This is a genomic window from Variovorax paradoxus B4 (genome assembly GCF_000463015.1).
In the GTDB taxonomy this organism is placed as follows: domain Bacteria; phylum Pseudomonadota; class Gammaproteobacteria; order Burkholderiales; family Burkholderiaceae_C; genus Variovorax; species Variovorax paradoxus_E.
Genome location: NC_022247.1, coordinates 3,292,500 through 3,316,975, shown reverse-complemented (window position 1 = coordinate 3,316,975; position 24,476 = coordinate 3,292,500). Strand labels below are relative to the sequence as shown.

Below are 24,476 nucleotides of genomic sequence, written 5' to 3'. Positions count from 1 at the left end.
TGATGAACGCGCGGCAGGCGGCCATGGAGCGCGCGCGGGCCTGCTTCCTGCGGGCCTGCTGGCTCGACGTTGCCGTGCGCAAGCCTGGCAACGTGAGCCAGGCCTCGCCCGGCCACGGCATGCAGGCCTCGATGTTCATTGCCAGTGCACAGGCTGCGGCCGGCGCGCTGTTCGAGCCGGGCCTGCGCGTGGGCGAGCGCATCGAGGCCGCGGTGGAGGCCACCTGGGCGGTGGCCGGGTGCAACACCAACCTCGGCATCCTGCTGCTGTGCGCGCCGATTGCGCTCGCGGTGGAGCAGCACCCCCGCGCCGGAACCCCTGCGGCCTTGCGCACGGCGGTGGAGTCCGTGCTGGCCACGCTCGACATCGACGATGCCCGCGCCGCCTATCGCGCCATTGCGCATGCGCATCCCGGCGGACTGGGGACAGCGCCGGCCGAAGACGTGCGCGATGCACCCAGCGTCGATCTGCGTGCCGCCATGGCGCTGGCCGCAGACCGCGACCTCATCGCACGCCAGTACCGCGACGGATTCGCGGACCTGTTCGCGCTGGCGTTCCAGGAACCGATCCATCCGGCGGGCTGCGGCAGCGCGCCGGCCGATGTCGATGCGCCGCCCGACGCCGCCACTGTGGCTTTCGTCCAACGGCTTTACCTGGCTTGTCTGAGCGCCTTTCCTGATTCACACATTGTTCGAAAACACGGCGAGCGCGTGGCACAGACTGTCATGACGGCGGCGCAGGCCTGGCGGGAGCGCGCCGGCGCGGGCGTGGCACTCGACGCCGACCCCGGCTTTGCCGCCTGGGACCTTTCTCTCAAGGCCGCAGGCGTCAACCCCGGGACCAGCGCCGATTTCACCGTGGCGGCGCTGCTGCTTTCGGGCTGGATCCGCTCGTGCGCGGCGCCCGCGCGCGAGGCGGCGAATGGATGGCACGGATCGTGATACCCATGGCTTTGCGCTGGTCTTCCTGACCGGTGTCGTATTGACCCTAATCACCTTGGACCTCTGAGAGGAGACTCGAAACCATGGCAAAAATCGATCGACTGATGGTGGGCGAATCGCTCGTTGGCGACGGCAACGAAGTAGCCCATATCGACCTGATCATCGGACCGCGCGGCAGCGCTGCCGAGACCGCCTTCGCCAACGCGTTGACGAACAACAAGGACGGCTTCACTTCGCTGCTCGCGGTCGTGGCTCCCAACCTGCTGACCAAGCCGGCCACCGTGATGTTCAACAAAGTGACCATCAAGGGCGCCAAGCAGGCGGTGCAGATGTTCGGGCCGGCGCAGCGCGCCGTGGCGCTGGCGGTGGCCGACAGCGTCGAGGATGGCACCATCCCCATGGCGGAGGCGGACAACCTGTTCATCTGCGTCGGCGTGTTCATCCACTGGCTTGCCGACGACGACAAGAAGATCCAGGACTACAACTACCAGGCCACGCGCGAGGCCATCCAGCGTGCCGTGGCCGGCTCGCCGACGGCAGCGGAAGTGGTGGACAAGAAGGGTACGACGGCACACCCGTTCGCAGCCCACCTCTGAGCCGCAAAACAAAAAACCGACGCGTGAACCGCGTCGGTTTTTTTCTTGCTGCCGCATGGCGCGGCCGTGTCGAGTGTTCAGTGCTTGGCGGGGACCATGCCACTGGCAAGGAAGTTCAGCACGGTGGCGCCGTGCACGAGCTTCGAAGCGCGATGCGTGGGCGCGTGGCGCTCGATCTGCACGCCCACGGCCTGCACGTCGTCGAACTTGCGCGGCTTCACGACCTTCACGCGGACCCAGCTGGCGCCGAACTCGTCGATGAGGATGTCGGCAATGGCCTCTGCAAAGGCCTCGAGCAGTTGCAGCCGGTGCTCGGCCATGAGCCGCACCAGCCGTTCGCGCACCATGCCGTAGTCGATGGTGTCGCCGATGCGGTCGGTGTCGCAGGCGCGTGCGCGGGGCACTCCGGCGTGCACGTTGATCAGCAGTGGCTGCGGATGATGCAGCTCGGAGTCGTGGATGCCGATCACCGTCTGGCCGCTGAAGCCCTCGATGAAGATCAGGTCCATGGGCGCAGATGCCTCGGCCGCGTCGGGCGATGCGTTCGAGGCCGGCGAGACATTCGAGGAAAGGCGAGCGATGGAAGGACGCGGGCTGGTGTTCAAGTGGTGTCTCCAGTGATTCGAATGTGTTTGAAAGTGTGTCTGGCGGCATGCAAGTCCACCCCAGCAGGATTCATCAACGCAAAATGCAGGCCAGAGAACAGACCCGCTCCGGCATTGCCAGTGCTTGGTGTTTCACCCGGTGCGCGGCAGGCCCGCAGGCACAACAATGGGCTGATCGAGACATGATGGAACGCGCCGGAGAACTTCAATGACATTGACGCTGAGACAAGGCGATCGACACGCTGACCGGGTGCTCGACGTGGTGAGACGGGGCTTTCACGAAGAGGGCAACGACCTGGTCACGCGCTCGTGGAGCCGCTGCCTGAACCAGTACCAGCTCGATCCCGGCCGACCGCGCGAACCGGTGGTCATTGCATCGTCGGCGCTGCAGAGCCGCCGCAACCAGCATGCCGACGTCATCGAGTGCGCACGCTACGAGATGACCACGCTCTACCAGCAGCTCGCGGATGCCGAGTCCGCCGTGGTGCTGACCGATACCGACGGCGTGATCGTGCACATGGTGTCCTCGCCCGAGTTCGCCGCCGAAGCCGAGCCCATGGGCCTGCGCGCCGGCGGCATGTGGGGCGAGGCCGAAGCCGGCACCAACGGCATGGGCACCTGCCTGGCCGCCGCGCACCCGATCTCCGTTCGGCGCGAAGAGCATTTCTTCAGCCACTTCACGCAGCTCACGTGTTCGGCGGTGCCGGTGTTCGATCCGTCCGGCGAGATCATCGCCGTGCTCGACGTGACCAGCCGCTCCAGCCTCATGCAGCAGCACGTGCTGGTGCTGCTGGGCATGACGGCGCGCATGATCGAGAACCGGCTCATCGACAAGCGCTTCTCGAATGCGCATCCGCTGCACTTCCACAGCCGGCCCGAATTCGTCTACACGCTGCACGAGGGCAAGCTCGCGGTCGGCGACGACGGGCGCATTCTCGCGGCCAATCGCAGCGCTTTGTTCCAGCTGGGCCTGCAGTCGATGGACGAGATCCGCACGCAGCGCATCGACGACCTGTTCCAGACGTCGCTCGAAGACATCGTCCAGCGCAGCCTTTCTTCTTCATTCCATCCAGTGGTGGCCTACCGGGCCAACGCGGCGCTGCGCTTCTTCGCGGTGGCGCGGCGGCCGGCCTCCGATGCCGCCACGCCGGCGCGTGCGCGCGTGGCCGGCGCAGGCACGGCTTCGATGGCGGCAGAGGCGGGTGTCGAGTCCTTCCGTGCGCCGCTGCGGCCAGCGGCCGCGCGTGCGCCCAGCGTTCGCACCTTCAAGGACGCGCGGCTGGTGGCGCACCTGGACACCGCGCGGCGCGTGGTCGCGCGCCGAACCCCGGTGCTGCTGTGCGGCGAGACGGGCTCGGGCAAGGAAGTGTTCGCGCGCGCCATCCACGAGAGCAGTCCGCATGCAGAGGGCGCCTTCGTCGCGGTCAATTGCGCGAGCCTGCCCGAGACGCTGATCGAATCCGAACTCTTCGGCTACAAGGCCGGCGCGTTCACCGGTGCACAGCGTAGCGGGCGGCGCGGCAAGATCCTGCAGGCCGATGGCGGCACGCTGTTCCTCGACGAAATCGCCGACATGCCGCTGGAACTGCAGGCCCGGCTGCTGCGCGTGCTCGACGAGCGCCAGGTCACGCCGCTGGGCACCGAGGAAACCCATCCGGTGGACTTCCAGCTCGTGAGCGCGAGCCACCAGCATCTGCCGAGCCTGGTGCGCGAGGGACGCTTCCGCGAAGACCTCTACTACCGCCTCGCCGGCATCGAGCTGGACCTACCGCCCTTGCGCGACCGCAGCGACAAGCGCGAGCTCATCCACGACGTGCTGAAGGACGAAGGCGGCAGCGACAGCCGGCTCGGCGAAGAGGCCGAGCGCCTGCTCATGGCTTATTCATGGCCTGGCAACCTGAGGCAGTTGCGCCACGTGCTGCGCAGCGCTGCCGCGCTGGCCGACGGCAAGACCATCACGCGGGAGCACTTGCCTTCGCTGGCCGCGCGGCCCGCGTCATCGCCATTGCCCGCGCTGGCCCATGCTGCAGTGTCCGATCCGGCCGATGCGGCGGCGGACACGGCGCCGTCCAATGCCGCGCCCGCCATCAAGCAACTCAACCCGATCCAGGCCAACGAGCGGCAGGTGCTGCTGCAGATGCTCGAGCAGCATCGCTGGAACGTGAGCAACGTCGCCAAGGCGCTCGATGTCAGCCGCAACACCTTGTACCGAAAACTCCACAAGCTTCACATCGAAATCTCTCCACCCGATTGAGCCGAAGGGCTCGCCAGACATGACGCACGGGGAGCCGACGGGCACGGGCAAGATCGATCCACGCGGCGCCGCGCTGGCTTCCGAAGACGGGGAAGGGCCGCTGGCGGCCTCGCCGCCGCGCTCGCGGCTGGCCTGGTGCATCACCGGTTCGGGCCATTTCCTCGAAGAATCGCTCGCGATCGCGGCGCGGCTGCCGTCGGTCGATCTGTTCCTCTCGGCCGCTGCCGAGGAGGTGCTGCCCATCTACAAGCTGCAGATCGAGGCGCTGAAACCGCGCTTCCGTGTCTTTCGCGACAAGACGGCCAGCGGCGTGCCGGTGGGCATGCTCTACGACGACGTCTATCACACGGTGGTGGTGGCGCCGGCCACCAGCAACACGGTGGCCAAGTGCGCGTTCGGCATCAGTGACTCGCTGCCGACCAACATGTTTGCGCAGGCCGGCAAGCTCGGCATTCCTGGCATCGTGTTTGCATGCGATACGGAACCGGTGGTGGTGACCAAGTCGCCGCATGACTGGGTCACGCTGCGTCCGCGGCGCATCGAACTGGACAACGTGGAGCGGCTGCGCGGCATCGACTTTTGCCAGGTGGTCTGTTCACCGGCCGAACTGGAGACTGCGCTCGACACGCGCCTGAAGGAACTTTCTCTCGCATGGAACACATCGTCTTCCTGACCGGGCGCCTCGCCCAAGCCAGCCTCACGCGGGTGCTGGCCGGGATCGAGGCGGCACCGTTCACATGGGAGGTACGGGAGATCGGACTGCAGGTGGCGGCGCTGATGACGGCCGACATGATCCGCCGCCGCGTTGCGGCCCCGGTGTTCAGCGAGGGTGAAGGCGAGGGCGCTGCACCGCGGCGCGCCGACCGCATCATGGTGCCGGGCCGCTGCCGCGGCGACGTCGAGGCCCTGAGCCTTCACTTCGGCGTTCCGGTGGAACGCGGCCCGCAGGAACTGAAAGACCTGCCGCGCCACTTCAACCGCAGCGCGCGCGCGGTCGACCTGAGCGACTACGAGGTCGCCATCTTTGCCGAGATCGTCGACGCGCCGCGGCTCTCGGTGGCGCAGATCATCGAGCGCGCGCAGCAGCTCGCGGCCGATGGCGCCAACGTCATCGACCTGGGCTGCCTGCCCGAGACACGCTTCGACCATCTGGCCGAGAGCGTGCAGGCGCTGAAGGCCGCGGGCTTCCAGGTCAGCGTCGATTCGAGCGACACGCAGGAACTGCTGCTCGGCGGCAAGGCCGGCGCCGACTACCTGCTGAGCCTCACGCTCGACAGCCTCTGGATTGCCGACGAGGTTGCGGCCACGCCGGTGCTGATACCGCGCGTTCCGGTCGATGAGGAATCGCTGTACGAAGCGGTGGCGCAGATGCAGCGCAGCGGCCGCGCCTTCCTGGCCGATTCGATCCTTGACCCGATACCGTTCGGCCTGACCGCATCCATCGTGCGCTACCACCGGCTGCGCGAGCGCTTTCCCGATGCGCCGATCATGCTGGGCGTGGGCAACCTCACCGAGCTCACCGAGGCCGACACAAGCGGCATCAACGCGTTGCTGTTCGGCATTGCCGCCGAGCTGAACGTGGCGGCCGTGCTGACCACGCAGGTGAGCCAGCATGCGCGCCGCGCGGTGAGCGAAGCCGACTGGGCGCGCCGCATCATGCATGCCGCAGCGCGCAACGCCACGCTGCCCAAGGGCATGAGCGATGCGCTGATGACGGTGCACGCCAAGCATCCGTTCCCCGACACGCCCGAAGAAATCGGCGAGATCGCCTCGCAGGTGCGCGACCCCAACTTCCGCGTGCAGATCTCGCCGCTGGGCCTGCACGTATACAACCGCGACGGCATGCGGCTCGCGCAGGGCGCCTTCGAACTCTGGCCGCAGCTCAAGCTGCAGGACGACGCCGACCATGCGTTCTACATGGGCGTGGAGCTGGCGCGCGCCGAGATCGCCTGGCAGCTCGGCAAGCGCTACGTGCAGGACCAGCCGCTCGACTGGGGCTGCGCCGCTCCGCGGCCCACCGAAGACCTCGCCCGCTGGTGCGCACCGGGAACCACCATGAAGACATCGAAGAAGAACAGCGCGGCCGAGACCGGCGCCACGAGCACCACCACCGCGCCATCATCCTCATGAACGACCAGATCTTCGAAGCCGTGGTCACCACCGTGGCCCCCGGCGGCAAACCGCACGTGGCGCCGATGGGTATCCGCTACCAGGAGGGCGGCATCCTGCTGATGCCGTTCAAGCCCTCGACGACGCACGACAACATCGTGGCCACCGGCCATGCGGTGCTGAACATCGTCTGCGACACCCGCGTGTTCGCGGGCTGTGTGACCGGCCGCAAGGTGTGGCCCACGCTGCCGGCCGAGCGCATCGAAGGCGTGCGGCTCGCCGCTGCGCTGCGCCACGTCGAACTCGAACTGGCCGAGCAGCGCGACGACGTGCAGCGGCCGGTGCTGCGCATGGTGGCCGTGCACGAGGCCACGCATGCGCCGTTTGCCGGCTTCAACCGCGCGCAGGCCGCGGTGATCGAAGGCGCCGTGCTGGTGAGCCGGCTGCACATGCTCCCTCCCGAGAAAGTGGAAACCGAAATGACCTATCTGCAGATCGCGATCGACAAGACCGCCGGCCCTGAGGAACGCGAGGCCTGGGAGTGGCTGCGCGCCGCGGTCGCGCAGCACCGTGCTGGCGCCGCCCGGGAGCGCACATCATGACGATGCGCATGCTGGTGAGCGTGCGCAGCGTGGACGAGGCCCTGCTCGCGGCCCGCGGCGGCGCCGACTTCATCGACCTGAAGGAACCCAACGAAGGCGCACTGGGCGGCTTGCCGGTGGCAACCATCGGCACCGTCGTGGGCGCGCTGCGTGCGCACGGGATCAGCCTGCCCGTGAGCGCAACGATCGGCGATCTGCCCATGCATGCGCTGGACGGCATCCTGGCGCAGGTGGACGCGGTGGGCGCCTGCGGCGTCGACTACGTGAAGGTCGGCATCGAGCGCGGGCCCGAGGCCTTTGCGGTGCTCGATGCGCTAGCGGCCTGCAACTGGCCGGTGGTGCCGGTCTTCATTGCCGACCACGGGCTCGATGCCGCACTGACTGCGCATGCCTGCACGCTCGGGTTTCCGGGGCTCATGGTCGACACCGCGGACAAGCAGGCCGGCAGCCTGTTCGATGCCGTGCCGATGGTGGAGCTGCGCGCCTTCCTCGCCCAGGTGCGTGCCGCGGGGCGGATGGCCGGCGTGGCGGGTGCGCTGCGCACGGCGCACGTCCCGCTGCTGCAGTCGCTGGCGCCGGACTTCGCGGGCTTTCGCAGCGCCGTCTGCGTGGGCGACCGCAAGGCGGCTCTTAGCCCGGAGCGCCTGGCGGCACTGGCCGTGCTGCTGCATGGCGAGGCCGTGGAGCCCGCGTCGGCCTGAACTTCAGCGCGGGGCGAAGGTGGTCTCGCCCAGCAGCAGCGCACGCATGGTCGCCAGCTGGTTCTTGTGAAGCAGGGTGATCGGAAACGCCGCATCGCCGGAGCGCTCGGCAAACTGCTGGTCGACCACGCCGGCGTCGCCCAGCTCCCCCAGCGTCATCTGAGGATCGATGGCGCACGACTTGACCAGCACCAGCTGCTCGGCATTGAGATGCTTGGCGAGGTCGAGCGCGATCGTGTCCGACGTGGCGTCCCAGCCGGTGCGGGCGTCCGGCTTGTCGCGCCGCAATTCGAGCGGCAGCCACAGCGCGGTTTTTCCGCGCCTCAGCAGGTCCGGAATTTCGGTCTTGCGCGCGGTCAGCTGCAGCGCCGGGTTCAGCGCATGCAGCTGGTACGCCGTCTGCGCCATGGCCAGCACCGCCATGTTGTGGGCAGCGAGGTCGTTGAACTGCCAGTGCGCCTGGACGCGCCGCACTTCGTCCGCGAAGGTGCCGCCGCCGCAGACCACCGTCACGCGGCCGCCGCCGATCTGCGTCAGCAGATCGAGCCACTGCGGCAGCACCGGATCGGCACAGAGGCTGCCGCCAATCTTGACCACCCACATCAGTCGTGCTCCCTTTCGAACAGCGCGGCCACCGCCACGCTCGGCGCGCACACCTGCGCCCAGGCGGCGGTGCCCGCGGGCGCATGCCGGGCCACGTTCGCCACGTCGGCGCCATAGGCGGCAAAGCGGCGCGGCACGGAGCCCGCGCCGTCGGCTTCCGTGGCAACGGCCGCCAGGTCGGGCACCAGGAAGGCACCGCAACCCGCGCTGACGACGACGGCCTCGCGCGAGAGCGCATGCGCCGCCAGCACGCGGCGCAGCTGGGCACCGATGGCTTCCACTTGTGCCGCGCGCCAGGCGCGCGCCAGGTCCAGCCATTCTTCAGCGGATGCATCGCGTTCGTCCAGTCCCACCATGCGCGCAAGACGCTGGCGCGTGGCCGGCAGGCTCTTGGCCGCGTTGTCGGCGCTGGGGTACAGGTCGTGCGCCGGGTCGAGTTCGCCGCACAGCCGGTAGACGTCGGCCGTGGTGGCGAAGAACTCGTTCATCACGTGCCTTGCCTGACCGCGCCATTCGATGCGCTGGGTCAACGCGCACACCGGCGTGCGCACCACGCCGTGGTAGGCGAGTTCGCCGCTCACCAGGCGTTCGGCGTCGGTGCGGCTGGTGGTCAGTACGCCCCTGTTGCCGAAGGCGATCAGGTCGGTGGTCGTGCTGCCGATGTCGACCAGCACGCCTTCGGGGAACACCAGCGCGGCATGCCGCGCGGTGGCGAGCCAGTTGGCCGAGGCGATGTGTTCCCAGTGCCGTGCGACGTCCGCGGCAGCGCACCAGCCTGCATCGCCGGCAAAGAAATGCAGCGCGCCCGACTGGGCAGGAAGCGAGGCCGCCAGCGCGGCGGCAATGCCGCGCACGCCGGCTTCGCGGTCGGGAAACAGATCGACCATCTCGCCCGTCATGGTGACGGCATGCTGCGCGGCCGCAAGGCTGGGCCAGCGCGCGCCGGCGGCCTGCAATGCACGCGCCAGATGGTCGAGGCCCTGCCAGAGCGGGCAGCCCCACTGCGCCACGTCGACCACCTCGCCGCCGTGCAGCAGGCAGGCCTTGACGTGGGCGCCGCCGATGTCCCAGCCGATGGTGGTGCGTTCAGGCGTCGGCACGCGCAAGTTCCCGTTCTTGAGTGCTGCCGCCGTGCAGGCGGTCTGCCAGCAGTTCCGCCGCCAGGTTGCGGCCGAGCGCCGCAGAGAGCCCGACGTAGGCGCAGGTGACACGCGGATTGACCTCGATCACCACCGACCCGTGCTGCGGATGCCAGACCAGGTCGATGCCTGCGAAGCCGCGCAGCCCGGGGATGGCGCGCGCTACCTGCAAGGCCAGCGCGGCCAGGTCATGCCGGCGCGGATCGCCGCGGCCCACCGCGTCGACCTTCACGCCATCGAAAGACAGCCTGCCGTGCGCATCGATAGATATGCATTGGCGGTTGATGCTCAGCATTTCGGCATTCTGCTCCGTGCACAGCAGCGAGAGGCTCAGGGCTTCGCCCTCGATCCACGGCTCGAGCGTCAAGGTGGCGCCGGCCTGCGTGCGCGTGGCCTGGTCTTCGAGCGCATCGGCGTGGCGGTTGTGCACGTGGGTGGCCACGCCGCCGGCGCCGTCGTCGGGCTTGACCACCCAGCGCGCGATGTCCGGAGCATCGGCGAAGCCCAGCGGTGTCTGCACGCCGTGGGCGGCCAGGTGTGCGAGCGTAGCCTTCTTGCCGGCCGTGAGCTCGATGGCTTCGGCGCTGCAGCCCAGCCAGCGCGCATTGCCCACCGTGCGCTGGAAGCGCGCGAGCAGGCCGTCCGTCTCGGGTGCCACCAGCCACACCAGGTCGTGCAGCGCGCTCTGCCGCGCGACGAAGTCGAAGGCCGATTCGTTGGCACGGGCTCGCAATGGCACGGCACCTGCAGGCAGGGTGTTCCCCGGTTCGCAGACTGCCGCGGAGACCGAACAATCGGCGGCGCGCACCAGGTCTGCCACCATGGCATCGCGCATCGACAGGCCCAGCGGCAGCAGCTCGTCGGCCGCGGCGTCGTCGCCATAGTCGCTCCAGCCGCCGCCGCTGAGATACTCGTAAACAAAAACGCGTTTCGTCATTTCATCATCCACTTTCCGGGCTCTTCCCCATGACTTCCGAACTGAACCTGATCCCTGTCGTCGATCTGCTGAAGGGCCAGGTGGTGCGGGCCGTGCGCGGCGACCGCAAGGCCTACCGGCCGATCGTGTCTGCGCTGTGCGCCAGCAGCGATCCGGTGACGGTGGCGCGCATCCTGTGCGAGCATTGCGCGGCCCGGCAGCTGTACGTGGCCGACCTCGACGCCTTGCAGGGCGGGGCGGTGCAGATCGGCGTGCTGGCCGATCTGCTGCAGGCGCTGCCGGATATCGAGCTCTGGCTGGATGCCGGCCTCGCGGACGCATCGGCCGGCCAGGCGCTGCGCGAACAACTGGCGCCATATGCCTCGCGCATCGTGCTGGTGTTCGGCAGCGAATCGCTGCGGTCGCGCGAGGCACTGGAACGCTGTTTCGAGGCCACGGGCGGCAATGGCACCGATGCGAATGACCCCGGGGCGGCGCTGTCGCTGGACCGGCGCGACGGCCAGCGGCTCGATGCCGCCGGCTGCTGGGACGCGGTGGACCTGTGGCCGAAGCGGCTGATCGTGATGACGCTCGAGCGCGTCGGTTCCGGCGCCGGCCCCGACCTGGAAACCCTGCAGGAGGTGAGACGCCTGGCGCCGGGCGCCACGGTCATCGGCGCCGGCGGAATCCGCAGCGAGGACGACCTGGCGTGCGCGAGCGCGGCCGGCGCCGACGCCTGGCTGGTGGCCAGCGCCCTGCACGACCTGCAACTGCCGCGCGTGCGCCGCTGATCTGCCGAAGCCGGTGCGACGAGGGTGGGTGAGGCGTGCCATCAGCCCGCTGTACACACGAACCGTGCCATCCACCGGCGGGCTCGCTTGCACTGCCGCCGGCCGCTGCCGGCACGCATTGACCGCCAAAAGCGCAACACTCTGTCTCACATCGTGTGTGTCATCCAGGCCCTGTCCCAAGGCGCGACGGCCTCGGGGTGAATGGCACATGGCTTGCGTGGTGGCCTGCCCATGAATGAACCCGACACTGCCGCGCTTCCCGGCAATGCGCCCTGGACCTGTCCGTTCTGCCCCTTGCTGTGCGACACCTTCGGCGTCGAGCTCGGGACGCCCGGCACGCCGCTGAAGCTCGTGGGCAGCGACTGCCCGCGCGCGCGCAATGCGCTGGCCAACTTCGATGCCGCAGCCAGCGCGGGGCGGCCCCGGGTCGACGGCCAGGACTGCGACCTGGACACGGCGCTCGGCACGGCGGCCTCGCTGCTCGCGGCCAGCCGGCAGCCCCTGTTCGGCGGCCTCGGCACCGACGTCGCTGGCGCGAGGGCCCTCTATGCGCTGGCTTGCGAAACCGGCGCCATCTGCGACCCGGCCCAGGGGCAGGCGCTGATGCATGGCCTGCGCGCATTGCAGGACCGTGGCGGCTTCAGCACCACGCTGGCGGAAGTGAGGACGCGGGCCGACCTGATCGTCTGCATGACCGAGGAACCGGCGGCGCATTACCCGGAGCTCTTGCGCCGCTTCGGCGTGGGCGAGCGGGAGGACGTGGCCGTGGAGACGCTGCCCCCGCACGGTGACCTGTTCGACACCGTGGCCCTGCTCGCGGCACTCGTCGCGGGCCGCATCTCGAAAGACGATGCCCGCGTGCCGGCCGATCTGGCGGCGCTCTCGGCGCGCCTGAAGGCGGCCCGCTATGCGGTGCTGGTGTATGAATCGGGCCGGCTGCCGGCCCAGGGCGCGCTGATCGTCGAGGCCATCCAGCGCATTGTCGCCACGCTCAACCGCAGCACGCGCGCGGCCTCGCTGCCGCTGGGCGGTGGCGACGGGGCTTCCACCGTGAACCAGGTGTTCGCCTGGCTTTCGGGCCTGCCGCTGCGTTCGCGCGCAGGGCCGTTGGGCCTCGAGCATGAGCCGCTGTGCTTCGATGCGCAGCGCCTGCTGGTTGATGGCGCGGTCGACACGCTGCTGTGGGTATCGAGCTATGGCCCCGAGCCCGCGCCGCCGCCGGCCGGCATACCGCGCATCGTGCTCGGCCATCCCGGTATGCAGCTGCCGCAGGATGCGCACGGGCTGGTGTTCATTCCCGTCTCCACTCCCGGCATCGGTTCCGCGGGCCATCTGTTCCGCACCGACGGTTCGGTGCTGCTGCCGCTGCGGCCCGTGTACGAAGACGGGCTGCCGAGCGTGGGCGAGGTGGTCCGGCGCCTGACGCAGGCGGTGCAGGCGCTGAAGAAGGGGCACGTGCAATGACGACGACGCTACGCTTGCGCGGCGGCCGCGTCATCGATCCCGCGAACGGCCGCGACGAGTTGCGCGACCTGTACCTGCGCGACGGCCGCATGGTGGACCTCGCGCCGAACGAAGCCGCCACCGAGGAGATCGACATCCGCGGCTGCATCGTGATGGCCGGCGGCATCGACATGCACACCCACATCGGCGGCGGCAAGGTGAATCTCGCGCGCATGCTGCTGCCCGAAGACCACCGCGCCAATGCGAACCCCATTGCACTGCCCGACAACGTGCTCGAGCTCGCCTCATGCGGCACCTGCACGCCGGGCACGCTGGCCACCGGCTACCGCTATGTCGAGATGGGCTACACGGCGGCCTTCGAGCCGGCCATGATGGCCTGCAACGCGCGCCATGCGCACATGGAGATGGGCGACACGCCGATCCTCGACCACGGCGCCTACGTGATGCTCGGCAACGACGAGCTGTTCCTGCGCATGCTGGCCGAGGGCTGGGATTTCGAGCGCATCCGCGACTATGCGGGCTGGACCATCAACGCCAGCAAGGCGATGGGCGTGAAGGTGGTGAACCCCGGCGGCATCTCGGCCTTCAAGTTCAACCAGCGCAAGCTCGACGTCGACGAGAACCACGTGCACTGGCAGGTCACGCCGCGGCAGGTGGTGCACGCGCTGGCGCGCGCGCTGCGCGAGCTCGGCGTGCCGCATCCGCTGCACATCCACGGCAGCAACCTGGGCGTGGCCGGCAACATCCAGTCCACGCTCGACACCATCGCCGCGCTCGACGGACTGCCCGGGCACCTGACGCACATCCAGTTCCACGCCTATGGCACCGAGGGGCCGAAGAAGTTCTCCTCGGCCGCGCTGCAGCTCGCGGAGGTGGTGAACGCGAACAAGAACGTGAGCATCGACGTGGGCCAGATCATGTTCGGCCAGACCGTCACGGCCTCGGGCGACACCATGCGCCAGCATGCACAGTCGGGCCTGGCCGATCCGCGCAAGTGGATCGGCGCCGACATCGAATGCGAGGCCGGCTGCGGCGTGGTGCCGTTCCGCTACCGCGAACAGAGCTACGTGAATGCGCTGCAGTGGGTCATCGGGCTGGAGATCTTCCTGCTGGTCGACGATCCGTGGCGCGTGGTGCTGACCACCGACCATCCCAACGGCGGCCCGTTCACGAGCTATCCGCACCTGATCCGCCTGCTGATGGACCGCAGCTTCCGCGAGGAACAGCTCGCCAAGCTGCATCCCGAAGTGGCGGCGCAGGCTGCGCTGCGTTCGATCACGCGCGAGCTCTCGCTCTACGAGATCGCGATCATGACCCGCGCCGGCCCCGCGCGGCTGCTGGGCCTGCGCGACCGCGGCCACCTGGGCGCGGGCGCCGCGGCCGACATCGCGGTGTACCGCGAGAACGCCGACCGCGAGGCCATGTTCGCGACGCCCGAATACGTGTTCAAGGACGGCGTGCTGGTCTCGCGCGCCGGCCGCGTCACGGCGGCGCCGGTGGGCGGCACGCACTTCGTCGCGCCGGACTACGACCGCGGCATCGAGAAGCGGCTGCGCCGGCATCTTGCGGCGCAGGGGTCGGTCAACTTCGACCACATCGCCATCGGCCACGACGAGCTGTGCCAGTGCTGCAACGGCGGGCGCCTGCTGCCGGCGGAGTGCTTCAAGGAGGCGTCGTCGTGAAGGCGGGGGGCGGCATGACGGCACAATCATCCCTGCAGCGCAACGGCGTCGTCATCGACGAAACCTTCGCCGAGGCCTTTCCGATGAAGGCCACGCGCATCCTCATCACGGCGCACAACATGGCGTGGGCGCGCCATGCGGCGGTGTCGGCCACCGGCTTCGCGACCTCGGTGATCGCCTGCGGCTGCGAGGCCGGCATCGAGCGCGAGATCGCGCCGGACGAATCGCCCGATGGCCGGCCTGGCGTGAGCGTGCTGATGTTCTCGATGTCGGGCAAGGAGCTCGGCAAGCAGCTCGAACGCCGCGTCGGCCAGTGCGTGCTGACCTGCCCGACCACGGCGGTGTTCGCGGGCCTGCCGCGAGGCGCGCCCGGCAGCGACGTGGCCGCGCTCGGCAAGAACCTGCGCTTCTTCGGCGACGGCTGGCAGATCTCGAAGGTGATCGACGGCGTGCGCTACTGGCGCGTGCCGGTGATGGACGGCGAGTTCGTGGCACAGGAAGACACGCCCGTGGTGAAGGCCGTGGGCGGCGGCAACCTGCTGCTGCTGGCGCGCGACACCGATGCGGCGCTGGCCGCCGCCGAGGCCGCGGTGGCGGCGATGAAGCGGCTGCCCAATGTGGTGATGCCGTTCCCGGGCGGCGTGGTGCGCTCGGGCTCGAAGGTCGGCAGCCGCTATGCGAACCTCAATGCCTCGACCAACGACGCCTTCTGCCCGAGCCTCGTGGGGCTGGTGGCGCACAGCGAATTGGCGGGCGGAGCGTCCGCACAGGAGATCGGCTGCGTGATGGAAATCGTGATCGATGGCCTGACCGAGGCCGACGTGGGCGCCGCCATGCGCGTGGGCATGGAAGCCGCCATTGCGATCGGACCGGCGGGCGGGCTGCTGCGCATCTCGGCCGGCAACTATGGCGGCAAGCTGGGTCCGTTCCATTTTCATCTGCACAGGCTGCTGGGCTCGGCGGGAGATGCGCCATGAGCGGATGGCATTTCAGGCTGCGGCAGGCGCCCGCCTTGCGTGTCGATCTGCGCGGCGTCACGCCGGCCGCGCTGGCGGAACTCTCGGCTGCGCAGGTCGGGCAGCTGCCCGTGGGCCACGGCAACGCGATGCTGGCGCTGGCCGAACTGTTCGACGTCGCGTCGGGCAAGGAGGAGGGCACGCTTCGCTTCGAAGGCGATCTCGGGCGCTTCGACCGCATCGGCTGGCAGATGGACGGCGGGCGCATCCGCGTCGAGGGCGATGCGGGCCACTATGCGGGCGGCTGCATGCGCGGCGGCGCGCTGCAGATCGATGGCCGGGCCGGCTTGCTGGCCGCCTGCGAAATGGTCGGCGGCTTCATCGACGTGAAGGGCGATGTCGGCGACTTCGCGGCCAGCACCTTGCCCGGCAGCATGGACGGCATGCGCGGCGGCACCTTCGTGGTCCATGGCCATGCGGGCGAGCGCTTCGGCGACCGCATGCGCCGCGGATCCGCGCTGGTCCATGGCGATGCGGGCGCGTTCCTGGGTTCGCGCATGGTGGCGGGTACGATCGCTGTCGGTGGCAAGGTCGGCGCGCATGCAGGCTACGGCATGCGCCGCGGCAGCATCGTCTTCGCAGGGCCGGACGCGGCGCTGCCGGCGGGGATCGAGGCAGCATTGACCTTCGTGCCGAACCGGACTGCAACGCCGGTGTTCTGGGCCCTGCTGTCGCGGGATCTCGCGCGCCACGGCGGACCTTTTGCGACCTTGCCCGCGCGCCGCATCGAACGCCACCGGGGCGATCTTTCGGCTGAAGGCAAGGGCGAACTCATCGTGTGCTTGTGACCCGTCTCGGCCTTTCTTCAAACCACTCCTGAATTCCTTTCCATGACGCATCCCTATCTTTTTCATGCAGGCGAAGCCACGGTTCTTGCCAAGGAAGGCCAGTTCACCGACGCCATGCCGGAGATCCTGATCGGCGCAACCGATGGCCCCGTGGGCCAGGCCTTCGCCAACATGATGGCGCAGAGCAAGGGCCACACCGCGATGTTCGCCATTCGCGCCTGCAACCAGCTCGTGCGGCCCGCGACCATCATGGTGCCCAAGGTCACGCTGAAGGACGTGGCCAACATCGACCTGTTCGGCGGCGTGGTGCAAAGCGCAACGGCCGATGCGGTGGTCGATTGCCTGATCGAGGGCATCATTCCCAGGGAACACGCCAACACGCTGTGCATCATCAGCCTGGTGTGGATCGATCCGCGCTGCGCCAAGGACCAGGACCTCGACAAGAAAGACATGTACCGCACCAACTACGAGGCCACCAAGCTCGCGATCCGGCGCGCGCTGAACAACGAGCCGTCGGTGGACGAGCTGATCGCCAACCGGCACCGCATCAAGCACGACATGGACGACTGGAGCTGACCTTGCCTTCCTTCGCGCTCCTCGACGACTGCGGCTCGACGCCCGCGCGGCCCACCAGCCGGCTGCACACCGGGTTCGTGCGCGAGCACCTGTGTGTCGACGCGCGCGACCTCGATGCGACCTGGGCGCGGATCGATGCCGACCTGCGGCAGGGCCTGCACGCGGTGCTGCTGGCCGACTACGAATGGGGCGCCAGGCTGCAGCGGGCGGGGCAGGCGCGGCTTGCCGCGAACGATGCCTCGGCACTGCGCGTGCTGATGTTCCGCGAATGCGCCATGCTCTCGTCGGACGAGGTCGCCAACTGGCTGGCAGGGCTCGAACCGCGCGAGGCCAGCCCGCCGCAGCCCGTCGGCGTGATGGACCTGCAGCCCAGCATCGACGAGCCGGCCTTCACCGAAGCCATTGCGCGCATCCACGAAGCCATCGCCGCGGGCGAAACCTACCAGGTCAACTTCACCTACCGGCTGCACGGCCGAAGCTATGGCTCGCCCGTGGCGCTGTACCGGCGCCTGCGCGAGCGGCAGCCGGTGGCCTATGGCGCGCTGATCGCCCTGCCGGAAGGCAGCCAGAAAGCGGGCGAGGGCGACGTCACCCACGTGCTCTCGTGCTCGCCCGAACTCTTCCTGCGCCACGACGCGGGCGTGCTCACGGCGCGCCCGATGAAAGGCACTGCGGCCCGCGCCGATGCGCCCGAGGGCGACAGCGAGATGGCGCGCCTGCTCTCGGTCGACACCAAGAACCGCGCCGAGAACGTGATGATCGTCGACCTGCTGCGCAACGACATCGGCCGCGTGGCGTGCATCGGCTCGGTGAAGGTGCCGACGCTCTTTGCCATCGAGCCCTATGCCACGGTGTTTCAGATGACCTCGACCGTGCAGGCCAGGCTGCGCGCCGGCGTCGGCATGCCGGAACTGCTGCGCGCGGTGTTTCCCTGCGGCTCCATCACGGGTGCGCCCAAGCATCGCACCATGGAATGGATCGGCGAACTCGAAAGTACGCCGCGCGGCCTCTACTGCGGCGCGATCGGCTGGATCGATGCGCCGGCGGCCGGCGCGGCCATCGGCGACTTCTGCCTGTCGGTGGCCATTCGCACCCTCACGCTGGGCGCGCAGGCACAGGGCCTGCGGCCGTTGCGGCTGGGCATTGGCGCCGGCATCGTGCAGGACAGCAACGCCGCCGACGAGTTCGGGGAGTGCCTGCTCAAGGCGCGCTTTCTCACCGCGCTCGACCCCGGCTTCGAGCTCTTCGAAACCATGCTGGCCACGCCCGGCGAAGGCATCCGCCACCTGGACCGGCACCTGGCGCGGCTGGCGCACAGCGCGCGTGCGCTGGGCTTCCAGTTCGACCGCGATGCCGCGATGCAGGCGCTGCGGGAGGCCTTGCCCGCGCTCGCGCCAGGCCAGCCGTCGCGCCTGCGGCTGGCGCTTGCGCACGGCGGGCGCATCGGCATCACGCATTCGCCGCTGCCGCCCTTGCCTCCGGGCGCAGTGAAGCTGCTGATTGCCGACCAGCGGCTGCCCAATGCAAACCCGCTGGGGGCCTACAAGACCACCGTGCGCCAGCACTACGATGCCGGCGTGCGCGCCGCCGAACGCGCCGGGGCTTTCGACAGCCTGTTCTTCACCGAAGACGGCCGGCTCGTCGAAGGCGGGCGCAGCACGGTATTCGCACGCATCGATGGACGCTGGTGGACGCCGCCCGTTGCCGATGGCGCACTGCCGGGCGTGATGCGCGGCGTGCTGATCGAAGATTCGATATGGGAAGCCACCGAACGCAGCCTGTCCCTGGAAGACCTGCAGGCCGCGCAGAAACTCGTGGTGTGCAATGCGCTGCGCGGCGTGCTGCCGGCGCAGTTGCTGCCGCAAGCGCAGCAGCAACTGCAGCCGCACGAGGCTTCGGCCGCGTGATCGGGGCGCCCGTTTCGTTCGGTGCAGTTTTGCAATGAAGCTGGCGCTGTTCGATCTCGACCACACGCTGATTCCGTTCGACAGCGGCATGGCCTGGACGCGCTTCCTGGTGGCACGCGGCGTGCTGCCGGCCGATGCCGAGACGGTCTACCTGGGATATTGCCAGCAGTACGTGGACGGCACGCTGGACATCCACGAGTTGCATCGCGCGAGCGTCGCGCCGCTCGCGAGCTTCGGCATGGCCGCGCTGCGGCAATGGGCAGCGGAATTCGAAGCCCAGATGGCGCCGCAGGTGCCCGAGCCGATGCGCGCGCTGGTGCGACGGCACCAGGACGCGGGCCACCTCTGCGCCATCGTGACCGCCACCACCCGCTTCATCGCCGAGCCCTTCGGCCGAGTGTTCGGCGTGGCCGACGTGCTGGCGACGCGGTCCCTGGTGATCGGCGACACGCTCGACGGCGGCATCGACGGTGATCCGTGCTTCGGCGTCCACAAGCTGATGCACGTGAACCAGTGGCTCGCCACGCGCGGCACGCGGCTCGAAGCGCTCGAGCAGTCGTGGTTCTATTCCGATTCGGCCAGCGACCTGCCGCTGCTGTGCGCCGTGTCCGATCCGGTGGCGGTGGCGCCGGACGAGCGCCTGCGCGCCCGGGCCCTGGAAGCCGGCTGGCCGATCCTGGAACGCAGCTGAACCGCGAAGCCGGTGCGCGGTCGCGCTAGACCTGGATCAGCCCCCAGCGCAGCGCCACCCACGTGAGCTCCGCCTGGTTGGTGGCGCCCAGCTTCTGCTTGACGCGGTACAGGTGCGAGCCCACCGTGCTGAGCGAGAGGTTCAGCGTGCTGGCAATCTGCGCCACCGTCATGCCGCGCGCGAGCTGGATGAAGACCGAGAACTCGCGCTCGCTGAGCAGGTCGGCCGGGTTGGCCTCGCCCTCGATCTGCGCCGTGGCCAGCGCCTGCGCGGTGTTGGCGTCGATGTAGCGGTCGCCGCGCGCCACGGCCTTCACCGCGGCAATCAGCGCATCGGGCGCACTGCGCTTGGCCAGGTAGCCGAGCGCGCCGGCGCGCAGCACGCGGCGCGGATGGATCGTGTCCTCGTGCGCCGACAGCGCCAGCACGCGCGCCTTGGGGTCGTGGGCCAGCAGGCGGCGCAGCGCTTCCAGCCCGCCCATGCCGGGCATCGACAGGTCCATCACCACCACGTCGGGCCGCACTTGCGGGTAGTCCTGGCAGGCTTGTTCGCCGGTGTCGGCCTCGGCCGCCACCTCGATCTGCGCGTCGGCCAGCAGCATGCGAAAGCCCATGCGCACCAGCGCATGGTCGTCCACCAGCATCACTCGAATCGGCTGAATCGCCTGGGTCATGTGTTCTCCGCGACGGCCGCCGGCAAGGGCAGGCGCACCGTCAGTTGGGCGCCGCTGGGCGCGGCGGGTTCGAGGCGCAGGTCGCCGCCCAGGCTGTCGATGCGCTCGGCAAGCCAACGCAGGCCATAGTGCCCTGTGCTGGTTTCCCTGGCGGCGTCAGGGCCGGGCAGGCCGCGCCCGTCGTCGGTCAGCGTGAGCTTCACCGTCTGTTCGTCGCCCTGCAGGGCCAGCACGATCCGGTGTGCCTCGCCGTGCCGCAGGGCGTTGGTGATGCCTTCCTGCGCGGCGCGGTACAGCACCAGCGCGGTGTCGGTGTCGAGCCGCAGGCGATCGAGCTCGATGTCCAGATGCCACTCGAGCTCCACGCCGCCATGGCTGTTGCGGGTTCGCTCGACCAGGTCTTCGAGCGCGGCCACCAGCCCGAACTTGTCGAGCACCAGCGGCGTCAGGCGCGGGATCATGCCGTGCATGGCCGTGTAGAGCCGTCCCGATTCCTCGGCGATCAGCCGCGCCGCCTGCTCGGCCTGCGGATCGAGCGTCTGCACGCGCTGCGCGATCGACAGGGCCATGCTGCGCATCGCGGTGACCGACTGGCCCAGCTCGTCGTGCAGCTCGCGCGCGATGAGGCGGCGTTCCTTCTCGATCTTCTGATCGACCCAGCGGCCCAGCTCGCGGCTTTCGGACAGTCGGTTTTCGGCCCGCACGGCGCGCCGCTCGGTCTCGATGTGCTGCTGCAGCATGCCGACCATGCGGTTGAAGGCGGCGCCGATGGCCGCCGCCTCGGTGCCGGGCAGGGCGCGCAGCGAAACGTCGAAGCGCCCGCTCTCGAGCTGGTTCAGCGCGTGCACGATGTCCGCGAACGGGCGCGTCGCGCGGCCCACGAGCCAGAACACGCCCGCATTGACGACCGCCAGCAGGCCCAGCGCGCTGAGCATCAGCAGCACGAAGTCGTCCCACGCGTCGAGCACGGCGCGCGACGCGTTGGAACTCACCATCAGCTTGCCACCGGGAAAGGCAATCGACATTTGCGACGGCGGTGGCGAGACGAGGCGGTCGAACCAGTCGGGCGCGTCGCGGCCGGCCTTGTAGACCGAGTTGGGCGAGCTGTACAGCACGCGATCCTCGTTGTCGAGCAGCGTGATGTCGTTGGAGCGCACGCGCCCGACGCCCTGCAGGAACGACAGCATGGCCGGCGTGCCTTGGGCCGCATAGAGCCAGGCGGTGCGGTTCAGCAACTGCGCGGCCACGCGATTGGCGGCCACGACTTCCTCGTGCACCGATTCGCGCATGGCGCGCATCTGCAGCGCGAGCATGGCCGCGACGAACAGCAGCGTCAGCAGGCTGACGATGAGGTTGATCTTCAGGCGCAGCGTCATGGCGCGGGCGCGTTGCCGAAGTGGCCATGCCGCGCGTAGCCGTCGAGCGCGGCGACCATCGCAGAGGCCATGGCCGGGTGCGCGGGGTCGTGGCCTGCGCCGTCGACCCATTGCAGCTGGCAGTGCGCAATGCGGTCGTGCACGGCCTGTGCGCCATGTGGCGCGCAGATGCGGTCGTCGCGGGAATGCAGCAGCAGGGTGGGCACGCGGGGCAGTGCGGCCAGGCGGTCCAGCAGCGGGGGCGAATCTAGCCAGCAGCGGTGCAGCAGGTAGTGGCTCTGCACGCGGTAGCGGTCGACCAGTGCGTCGAGCGTGTTGCGGTCGGGTTCGGCTTGGGCGGCCGGCGGCTCGCCGGCTGGTGCGCCGGCGCCGCGCCCCAGGGTTTGCTCCCAGCGCCACCAGGCCAGCGCGAGTTGGCGGGGCAGCTCTGTGTCGCCATCGGCCGGCACCTGCTGCAGGCCGCGGGCCAGGAAGCCCAGCATGTCGCCGCGCTCGCCGGCCGGCGCCACGGACGCGAACCGCGCCCACGCGGCGGGTGCGCGGCCGGCGCTGTCCTGGAAGAAGGCGCCGATCTCTTCGGCGCTCGGCAGGAACACCGCGCGCAGCAGCAGCGCCGCCACCGCTTGCGGCTCGAACGCCGCATGGGCCAGCGCCAGCGTGGCGCCCCACGAGCCGCCGACCACCAGCCAGCGCGGCACCCCGAGTTGTTCGCGCACGCGCTGCAGGTCTTCGAGCAGGTCGATCGTGCGGTTGTGTACCGTCGCGCCGCGCGGTCGGCTTCGGCCGGCGCCACGCTGGTCGATGCCGATCACGCGGTATCGCGCCGGATCGAAGAAGCGCCGCAGCAGCGGCGAAGTGCCCGAGCCGGGCCCGCCGTGCAGGACCACGGCGCAGATGCCGGCGGGGTCACCACTTTCTTCTACATGCAGCACGTGGCCATGCGGCACCTCCAATGCGTGGGTGCGCCAGGGAGGAGATTCGGGGTACAGGCCGGTGGGAAGCACGAGGGCGATGGTACGCGGTGGCCCTGTTGCCGCTATTCATGAAAATCATGAAGTGCGAATCATGATTTCATGGCTGGGTCTGGTCGGTGCATGGGTTCAAGATGGGTACCGGAGCACACGAAGTTCCCGCAGCCGCCACATGGCGCTGTGCAACCTTGCAGGAGACACCCTATGAAGTGGGAAACCCCGACGGCCACCGATCTTCGCTTCGGCTTCGAGATCACGATGTACGTCAGCGCTCGTTGAGCTGCGCCTCGCCGCAACCCGCCCCGGCACTCCCGGGGCGGGTTGTTTAGAGCCTCTCCGTCTTCCTTTTTTTCATCTCCCGATGCGCATCACTGTCCTGGGCTCGGCCGCTGGCGGCGGCTTTCCGCAATGGAATTGCAACTGCCCCAATTGCGCCGGCGTGCGCAACGGCACGGTGCGCGCCAAGCCGCGCACGCAGTCGTCGATCTTCGTGCGCCCCGACGAGGGCGACGACGGCGTGCTGTTCAACGCATCGCCCGACATCCTGGAGCAGATCCGCAGCAGCCCCATATTGCAGCCCGCACGCGCGATGCGCGACACTGCGATCGCGGGCGTGGTGCTGATCGACGGACAGATCGACCATGCCACCGGACTTTTCATGCTGCGCGAGCGCGGCACGCCGCTGCCGCTGTGGTGCACCGACCCGGTTGCCGAAGACCTGAGTCAGGGTAATCCCGTGCTGCGCGTACTGTCGCACTACTGCGGCGTGGCGCGCCACCCGATCGCGCTCGACGGCAATGCCTTCGAGGTGCCCGGCGTGCCCGGCCTGAGCTTTCGTTCGCTGGCGCTGACCGGCAAGGCCGCGCCGTATTCGCCGCACCGCGAGCAGCAGGTGGCGGGCGACAACATCGGCGTGACCATCCTCGACCGCAGGAGCGGCAAGAGCCTGTTCTACGCGCCGGGCCTGGGCGCCATCACGCCGCCCGTGTTCGACGCCATGGCCAGCGCCGACGCTGTCATGGTCGACGGCACCTTCTGGACCGACGACGAAATGATTCGCCTGGGCGTGGGCAGCAAGCGCGCGCGCGAGATCGGCCACCTGCCGCAGTCGGGCGAGGGCGGCATGATCGAGTGGCTGTCGAAGCTGCCCGCCACCACCGCGCGGCGCATGCTGATCCACATCAACAACACCAATCCCATCCTCGACGAAGATTCCGATGAGCATGCGGCGCTGCGGCGCGCAGGCATCGAGCCCTGCGAGGACGGGATGACCATCCAACTCTGAAAGTACCGAGCCCCGCCATGCATGCCGACAGGATCCAGGACCCGTTTCGCCCGGCCGCTGACAGCGAGAAAGCCGGCCCGGCATGGAACCGCGAGGAGTTCGAAGCCAAGCTGCGCGAGCGCGGCCGCAGCTATCACATCCACCATCCGTTCAACGTCATGCTCAACAGCGGCCGGGCCACGCCCGAGCAGATCCGCGGCTGGGTGGCGAACCGCTTCTACTACCAGATCGCGATCCCGATCAAGGACGCGGCCGTGCTCTCGAACTGCCCCGACCAGCAAGTGCGCCGCGGCTGGGTGCAGCGCATCCTCGACCACGACGGCTTCGAGCTCGGCGGAATCAAGGACGAAGGCGGCGTCGAGGCCTGGCTGCGCCTGGCCGAGGCCGTGGGGCTGACGCGCGAAGAAGTGCGCGACCTGCGCCACGTGGTGCCGGCGGTGCGCTTCGCGGTCGATGCCTACGTGAACTTCGCGCGCCGCGCGCCGTGGCAGGAGGCCGTGTGCTCCTCGCTCACCGAGCTCTTCGCGCCCGAGATCCACAAGCAGCGCCTGGCCACTTGGCCCCAGCACTATGCGTGGATCGAATCGGCGGGCCTCGACTATTTCCGCAACCGCGTGAGCCAGGCGCGGCGCGACGTGGAGCAGGGCTTGGCCATCACGCTCGACCACTTCGACACCCGCGCGCTGCAGGAGCGCGCACTCGAGATACTGCAGTTCAAGCTCGACATCCTCTGGGCCATGAACGATGCGATGGCGACGCGCTACGGCGTGAACGGCGCATGAACGAGCAG

General features: G+C 69.2%; 25 protein-coding genes. 18 read left to right on the top strand and 7 right to left on the bottom strand.

What is annotated here, in order from left to right:
• Positions 1–2 precede the first annotated feature (2 nt).
• Together VAPA_RS15490 and fae (VAPA_RS15485) are read left to right on the top strand one after the other, a co-directional pair.
• Entirely contained in the window at positions 3–941 is a 939-nt protein-coding gene (locus VAPA_RS15490; RefSeq protein ID WP_041946466.1) for a triphosphoribosyl-dephospho-CoA synthase, read from the top strand.
• An 83-nt stretch (positions 942–1,024) separates the two neighbouring features.
• Positions 1,025–1,537 (top strand): formaldehyde-activating enzyme, encoded by a 513-nt coding sequence (fae, locus tag VAPA_RS15485; RefSeq protein WP_012748178.1) that lies wholly within the window; start codon positions 1,025–1,027, stop codon positions 1,535–1,537.
• Between the two features lie 77 nt (positions 1,538–1,614).
• Here fae (VAPA_RS15485) and VAPA_RS15480 read toward each other — a convergent pair whose 3' ends face one another.
• Positions 1,615–2,046 carry a dihydroneopterin aldolase gene (locus tag VAPA_RS15480; RefSeq protein WP_041946129.1) on the bottom strand — a complete coding sequence of 144 codons (432 nt, stop codon included), beginning with the start codon at positions 2,044–2,046 and terminating at the stop codon, positions 1,615–1,617.
• A gap of 304 nt (positions 2,047–2,350) precedes the next feature.
• Between VAPA_RS15480 and VAPA_RS15475 the strand changes: the two genes are divergently transcribed.
• From VAPA_RS15475 to VAPA_RS15455, 5 genes are read left to right on the top strand one after another with little or no spacing between them, the layout of a single operon-like run.
• On the top strand, positions 2,351–4,396 hold the full coding sequence (locus VAPA_RS15475) for a sigma-54-dependent Fis family transcriptional regulator (protein ID WP_021007707.1): 2,046 nt from the start codon (positions 2,351–2,353) through the stop codon (positions 4,394–4,396).
• 19 nt (positions 4,397–4,415) lie between these two features.
• The gene (locus tag VAPA_RS15470) at positions 4,416–5,069 is read left to right on the top strand and encodes a flavoprotein (RefSeq protein ID WP_021007706.1); all 654 of its coding nucleotides are present in this window, start codon (positions 4,416–4,418) and stop codon (positions 5,067–5,069) included.
• Positions 5,048–6,526, top strand: coding sequence for a DUF6513 domain-containing protein (locus VAPA_RS15465; RefSeq protein WP_021007705.1), 1,479 nt, complete (start codon positions 5,048–5,050; stop codon positions 6,524–6,526). Before VAPA_RS15470 ends, VAPA_RS15465 begins: the two co-directional genes overlap by 22 nt.
• The gene (locus VAPA_RS15460) at positions 6,523–7,107 is read left to right on the top strand and encodes a DUF447 domain-containing protein (RefSeq protein ID WP_021007704.1); all 585 of its coding nucleotides are present in this window, start codon (positions 6,523–6,525) and stop codon (positions 7,105–7,107) included. The genes VAPA_RS15465 and VAPA_RS15460 overlap by 4 nt, the downstream gene beginning before the upstream one ends.
• Positions 7,104–7,808 carry a (5-formylfuran-3-yl)methyl phosphate synthase gene (locus VAPA_RS15455; RefSeq protein ID WP_021007703.1) on the top strand — a complete coding sequence of 235 codons (705 nt, stop codon included), beginning with the start codon at positions 7,104–7,106 and terminating at the stop codon, positions 7,806–7,808. The genes VAPA_RS15460 and VAPA_RS15455 overlap by 4 nt, the downstream gene beginning before the upstream one ends.
• A 3-nt stretch (positions 7,809–7,811) precedes the next feature.
• On the opposite strand, the gene VAPA_RS15450 is transcribed toward VAPA_RS15455, so the two are convergent.
• Genes VAPA_RS15450 through VAPA_RS15440 form a run of 3 tightly spaced genes read right to left on the bottom strand, consistent with a single transcriptional unit; the run spans position 7,812 to position 10,487 of the window.
• Positions 7,812–8,411, bottom strand: coding sequence for an amino acid kinase family protein (locus tag VAPA_RS15450; protein WP_021007702.1), 600 nt, complete (start codon positions 8,409–8,411; stop codon positions 7,812–7,814).
• Positions 8,411–9,511 carry a hydantoinase/oxoprolinase family protein gene (locus tag VAPA_RS15445; RefSeq protein WP_021007701.1) on the bottom strand — a complete coding sequence of 367 codons (1,101 nt, stop codon included), beginning with the start codon at positions 9,509–9,511 and terminating at the stop codon, positions 8,411–8,413. Before VAPA_RS15445 ends, VAPA_RS15450 begins: the two co-directional genes overlap by 1 nt.
• Complete coding sequence (locus VAPA_RS15440) at positions 9,498–10,487, bottom strand: ATP-grasp domain-containing protein (protein ID WP_041946127.1); 990 nt, start codon at positions 10,485–10,487, stop codon at positions 9,498–9,500. Before VAPA_RS15440 ends, VAPA_RS15445 begins: the two co-directional genes overlap by 14 nt.
• 29 nt (positions 10,488–10,516) lie before the next feature.
• Here VAPA_RS15440 and VAPA_RS15435 point away from each other — a divergent pair, with 29 nt between their 5' ends.
• The 8 genes from VAPA_RS15435 to VAPA_RS15400 all read left to right on the top strand — a co-directional run bounded on the left by VAPA_RS15435 (position 10,517) and on the right by VAPA_RS15400 (position 19,381).
• Complete coding sequence (locus VAPA_RS15435; protein WP_021007699.1) at positions 10,517–11,257, top strand: HisA/HisF-related TIM barrel protein; 741 nt, start codon at positions 10,517–10,519, stop codon at positions 11,255–11,257.
• Between the two features lie 231 nt (positions 11,258–11,488).
• The gene (locus VAPA_RS15430; RefSeq protein WP_021007698.1) at positions 11,489–12,721 is read left to right on the top strand and encodes a molybdopterin-binding domain-containing protein; all 1,233 of its coding nucleotides are present in this window, start codon (positions 11,489–11,491) and stop codon (positions 12,719–12,721) included.
• Positions 12,718–14,403, top strand: coding sequence for a formylmethanofuran dehydrogenase subunit A (locus VAPA_RS15425; RefSeq protein WP_021007697.1), 1,686 nt, complete (start codon positions 12,718–12,720; stop codon positions 14,401–14,403). Before VAPA_RS15430 ends, VAPA_RS15425 begins: the two co-directional genes overlap by 4 nt.
• 14 nt (positions 14,404–14,417) lie before the next feature.
• Positions 14,418–15,380: a formylmethanofuran--tetrahydromethanopterin N-formyltransferase gene (gene fhcD / locus VAPA_RS15420; RefSeq protein ID WP_021007696.1), complete on the top strand. Its 963-nt coding sequence runs from the start codon at positions 14,418–14,420 to the stop codon at positions 15,378–15,380.
• Positions 15,377–16,207, top strand: coding sequence for a formylmethanofuran dehydrogenase subunit C (locus tag VAPA_RS15415; RefSeq protein WP_021007695.1), 831 nt, complete (start codon positions 15,377–15,379; stop codon positions 16,205–16,207). The genes fhcD and VAPA_RS15415 overlap by 4 nt, the downstream gene beginning before the upstream one ends.
• Before the next feature lie 42 nt (positions 16,208–16,249).
• Positions 16,250–16,783, top strand: coding sequence for a formaldehyde-activating enzyme (gene fae, locus VAPA_RS15410; RefSeq protein ID WP_021007694.1), 534 nt, complete (start codon positions 16,250–16,252; stop codon positions 16,781–16,783).
• Positions 16,784–16,785: 2 nt separating this feature from the next.
• Entirely contained in the window at positions 16,786–18,690 is a 1,905-nt protein-coding gene (locus VAPA_RS15405) for a chorismate-binding protein (RefSeq protein ID WP_021007693.1), read from the top strand.
• 34 nt (positions 18,691–18,724) lie between these two features.
• Positions 18,725–19,381: an HAD family hydrolase gene (locus tag VAPA_RS15400; RefSeq protein ID WP_021007692.1), complete on the top strand. Its 657-nt coding sequence runs from the start codon at positions 18,725–18,727 to the stop codon at positions 19,379–19,381.
• A 25-nt stretch (positions 19,382–19,406) separates the two neighbouring features.
• Here VAPA_RS15400 and VAPA_RS15395 read toward each other — a convergent pair whose 3' ends face one another.
• The 3 genes from VAPA_RS15395 to VAPA_RS15385 are packed head-to-tail and all read right to left on the bottom strand — an operon-like array spanning position 19,407 to position 22,434.
• The gene (locus VAPA_RS15395) at positions 19,407–20,054 is read right to left on the bottom strand and encodes a response regulator (RefSeq protein ID WP_021007691.1); all 648 of its coding nucleotides are present in this window, start codon (positions 20,052–20,054) and stop codon (positions 19,407–19,409) included.
• Positions 20,051–21,430 carry a histidine kinase gene (locus VAPA_RS15390; RefSeq protein ID WP_021007690.1) on the bottom strand — a complete coding sequence of 460 codons (1,380 nt, stop codon included), beginning with the start codon at positions 21,428–21,430 and terminating at the stop codon, positions 20,051–20,053. Before VAPA_RS15390 ends, VAPA_RS15395 begins: the two co-directional genes overlap by 4 nt.
• Positions 21,427–22,434 carry an alpha/beta fold hydrolase gene (locus VAPA_RS15385; protein WP_021007689.1) on the bottom strand — a complete coding sequence of 336 codons (1,008 nt, stop codon included), beginning with the start codon at positions 22,432–22,434 and terminating at the stop codon, positions 21,427–21,429. Before VAPA_RS15385 ends, VAPA_RS15390 begins: the two co-directional genes overlap by 4 nt.
• Before the next feature lie 171 nt (positions 22,435–22,605).
• On the opposite strand from VAPA_RS15385, the gene pqqA reads away from it, so the two are divergent.
• The 3 genes from pqqA to pqqC all read left to right on the top strand — a co-directional run bounded on the left by pqqA (position 22,606) and on the right by pqqC (position 24,468).
• Positions 22,606–22,680 (top strand): pyrroloquinoline quinone precursor peptide PqqA, encoded by a 75-nt coding sequence (gene pqqA / locus VAPA_RS33910; RefSeq protein ID WP_010100094.1) that lies wholly within the window; start codon positions 22,606–22,608, stop codon positions 22,678–22,680.
• Positions 22,681–22,762: 82 nt separating this feature from the next.
• Positions 22,763–23,686: a pyrroloquinoline quinone biosynthesis protein PqqB gene (gene pqqB / locus VAPA_RS15380; protein ID WP_021007688.1), complete on the top strand. Its 924-nt coding sequence runs from the start codon at positions 22,763–22,765 to the stop codon at positions 23,684–23,686.
• Positions 23,687–23,703: 17 nt separating this feature from the next.
• Positions 23,704–24,468 carry a pyrroloquinoline-quinone synthase PqqC gene (gene pqqC, locus VAPA_RS15375; RefSeq protein WP_021007687.1) on the top strand — a complete coding sequence of 255 codons (765 nt, stop codon included), beginning with the start codon at positions 23,704–23,706 and terminating at the stop codon, positions 24,466–24,468.
• Positions 24,469–24,476 lie beyond the last annotated feature (8 nt).

Coding starts and splice junctions, on each gene's coding strand:
- VAPA_RS15400 (WP_021007692.1), top strand. CDS start 18,725: ATGAAGCTGGCGCTGTTCGATCTCGACCACACGCTGATTCCGTTCGAC.
- fhcD (WP_021007696.1), top strand. CDS start 14,418: ATGACGGCACAATCATCCCTGCAGCGCAACGGCGTCGTCATCGACGAA.
- VAPA_RS15465 (WP_021007705.1), top strand. CDS start 5,048: ATGGAACACATCGTCTTCCTGACCGGGCGCCTCGCCCAAGCCAGCCTC.
- VAPA_RS15430 (WP_021007698.1), top strand. CDS start 11,489: ATGAATGAACCCGACACTGCCGCGCTTCCCGGCAATGCGCCCTGGACC.
- VAPA_RS15435 (WP_021007699.1), top strand. CDS start 10,517: ATGACTTCCGAACTGAACCTGATCCCTGTCGTCGATCTGCTGAAGGGC.
- VAPA_RS15415 (WP_021007695.1), top strand. CDS start 15,377: ATGAGCGGATGGCATTTCAGGCTGCGGCAGGCGCCCGCCTTGCGTGTC.
- pqqB (WP_021007688.1), top strand. CDS start 22,763: ATGCGCATCACTGTCCTGGGCTCGGCCGCTGGCGGCGGCTTTCCGCAA.
- VAPA_RS15450 (WP_021007702.1), bottom strand. CDS start 8,411: ATGTGGGTGGTCAAGATTGGCGGCAGCCTCTGTGCCGATCCGGTGCTG.
- VAPA_RS15395 (WP_021007691.1), bottom strand. CDS start 20,054: ATGACCCAGGCGATTCAGCCGATTCGAGTGATGCTGGTGGACGACCAT.
- VAPA_RS15455 (WP_021007703.1), top strand. CDS start 7,104: ATGACGATGCGCATGCTGGTGAGCGTGCGCAGCGTGGACGAGGCCCTG.
- VAPA_RS15480 (WP_041946129.1), bottom strand. CDS start 2,046: ATGGACCTGATCTTCATCGAGGGCTTCAGCGGCCAGACGGTGATCGGC.
- pqqC (WP_021007687.1), top strand. CDS start 23,704: ATGCATGCCGACAGGATCCAGGACCCGTTTCGCCCGGCCGCTGACAGC.
- VAPA_RS15390 (WP_021007690.1), bottom strand. CDS start 21,430: ATGACGCTGCGCCTGAAGATCAACCTCATCGTCAGCCTGCTGACGCTG.
- VAPA_RS15470 (WP_021007706.1), top strand. CDS start 4,416: ATGACGCACGGGGAGCCGACGGGCACGGGCAAGATCGATCCACGCGGC.
- VAPA_RS15475 (WP_021007707.1), top strand. CDS start 2,351: ATGACATTGACGCTGAGACAAGGCGATCGACACGCTGACCGGGTGCTC.
- VAPA_RS15460 (WP_021007704.1), top strand. CDS start 6,523: ATGAACGACCAGATCTTCGAAGCCGTGGTCACCACCGTGGCCCCCGGC.
- fae (WP_021007694.1), top strand. CDS start 16,250: ATGACGCATCCCTATCTTTTTCATGCAGGCGAAGCCACGGTTCTTGCC.
- VAPA_RS15425 (WP_021007697.1), top strand. CDS start 12,718: ATGACGACGACGCTACGCTTGCGCGGCGGCCGCGTCATCGATCCCGCG.
- VAPA_RS15440 (WP_041946127.1), bottom strand. CDS start 10,487: ATGACGAAACGCGTTTTTGTTTACGAGTATCTCAGCGGCGGCGGCTGG.
- VAPA_RS15490 (WP_041946466.1), top strand. CDS start 3: ATGAACGCGCGGCAGGCGGCCATGGAGCGCGCGCGGGCCTGCTTCCTG.
- fae (WP_012748178.1), top strand. CDS start 1,025: ATGGCAAAAATCGATCGACTGATGGTGGGCGAATCGCTCGTTGGCGAC.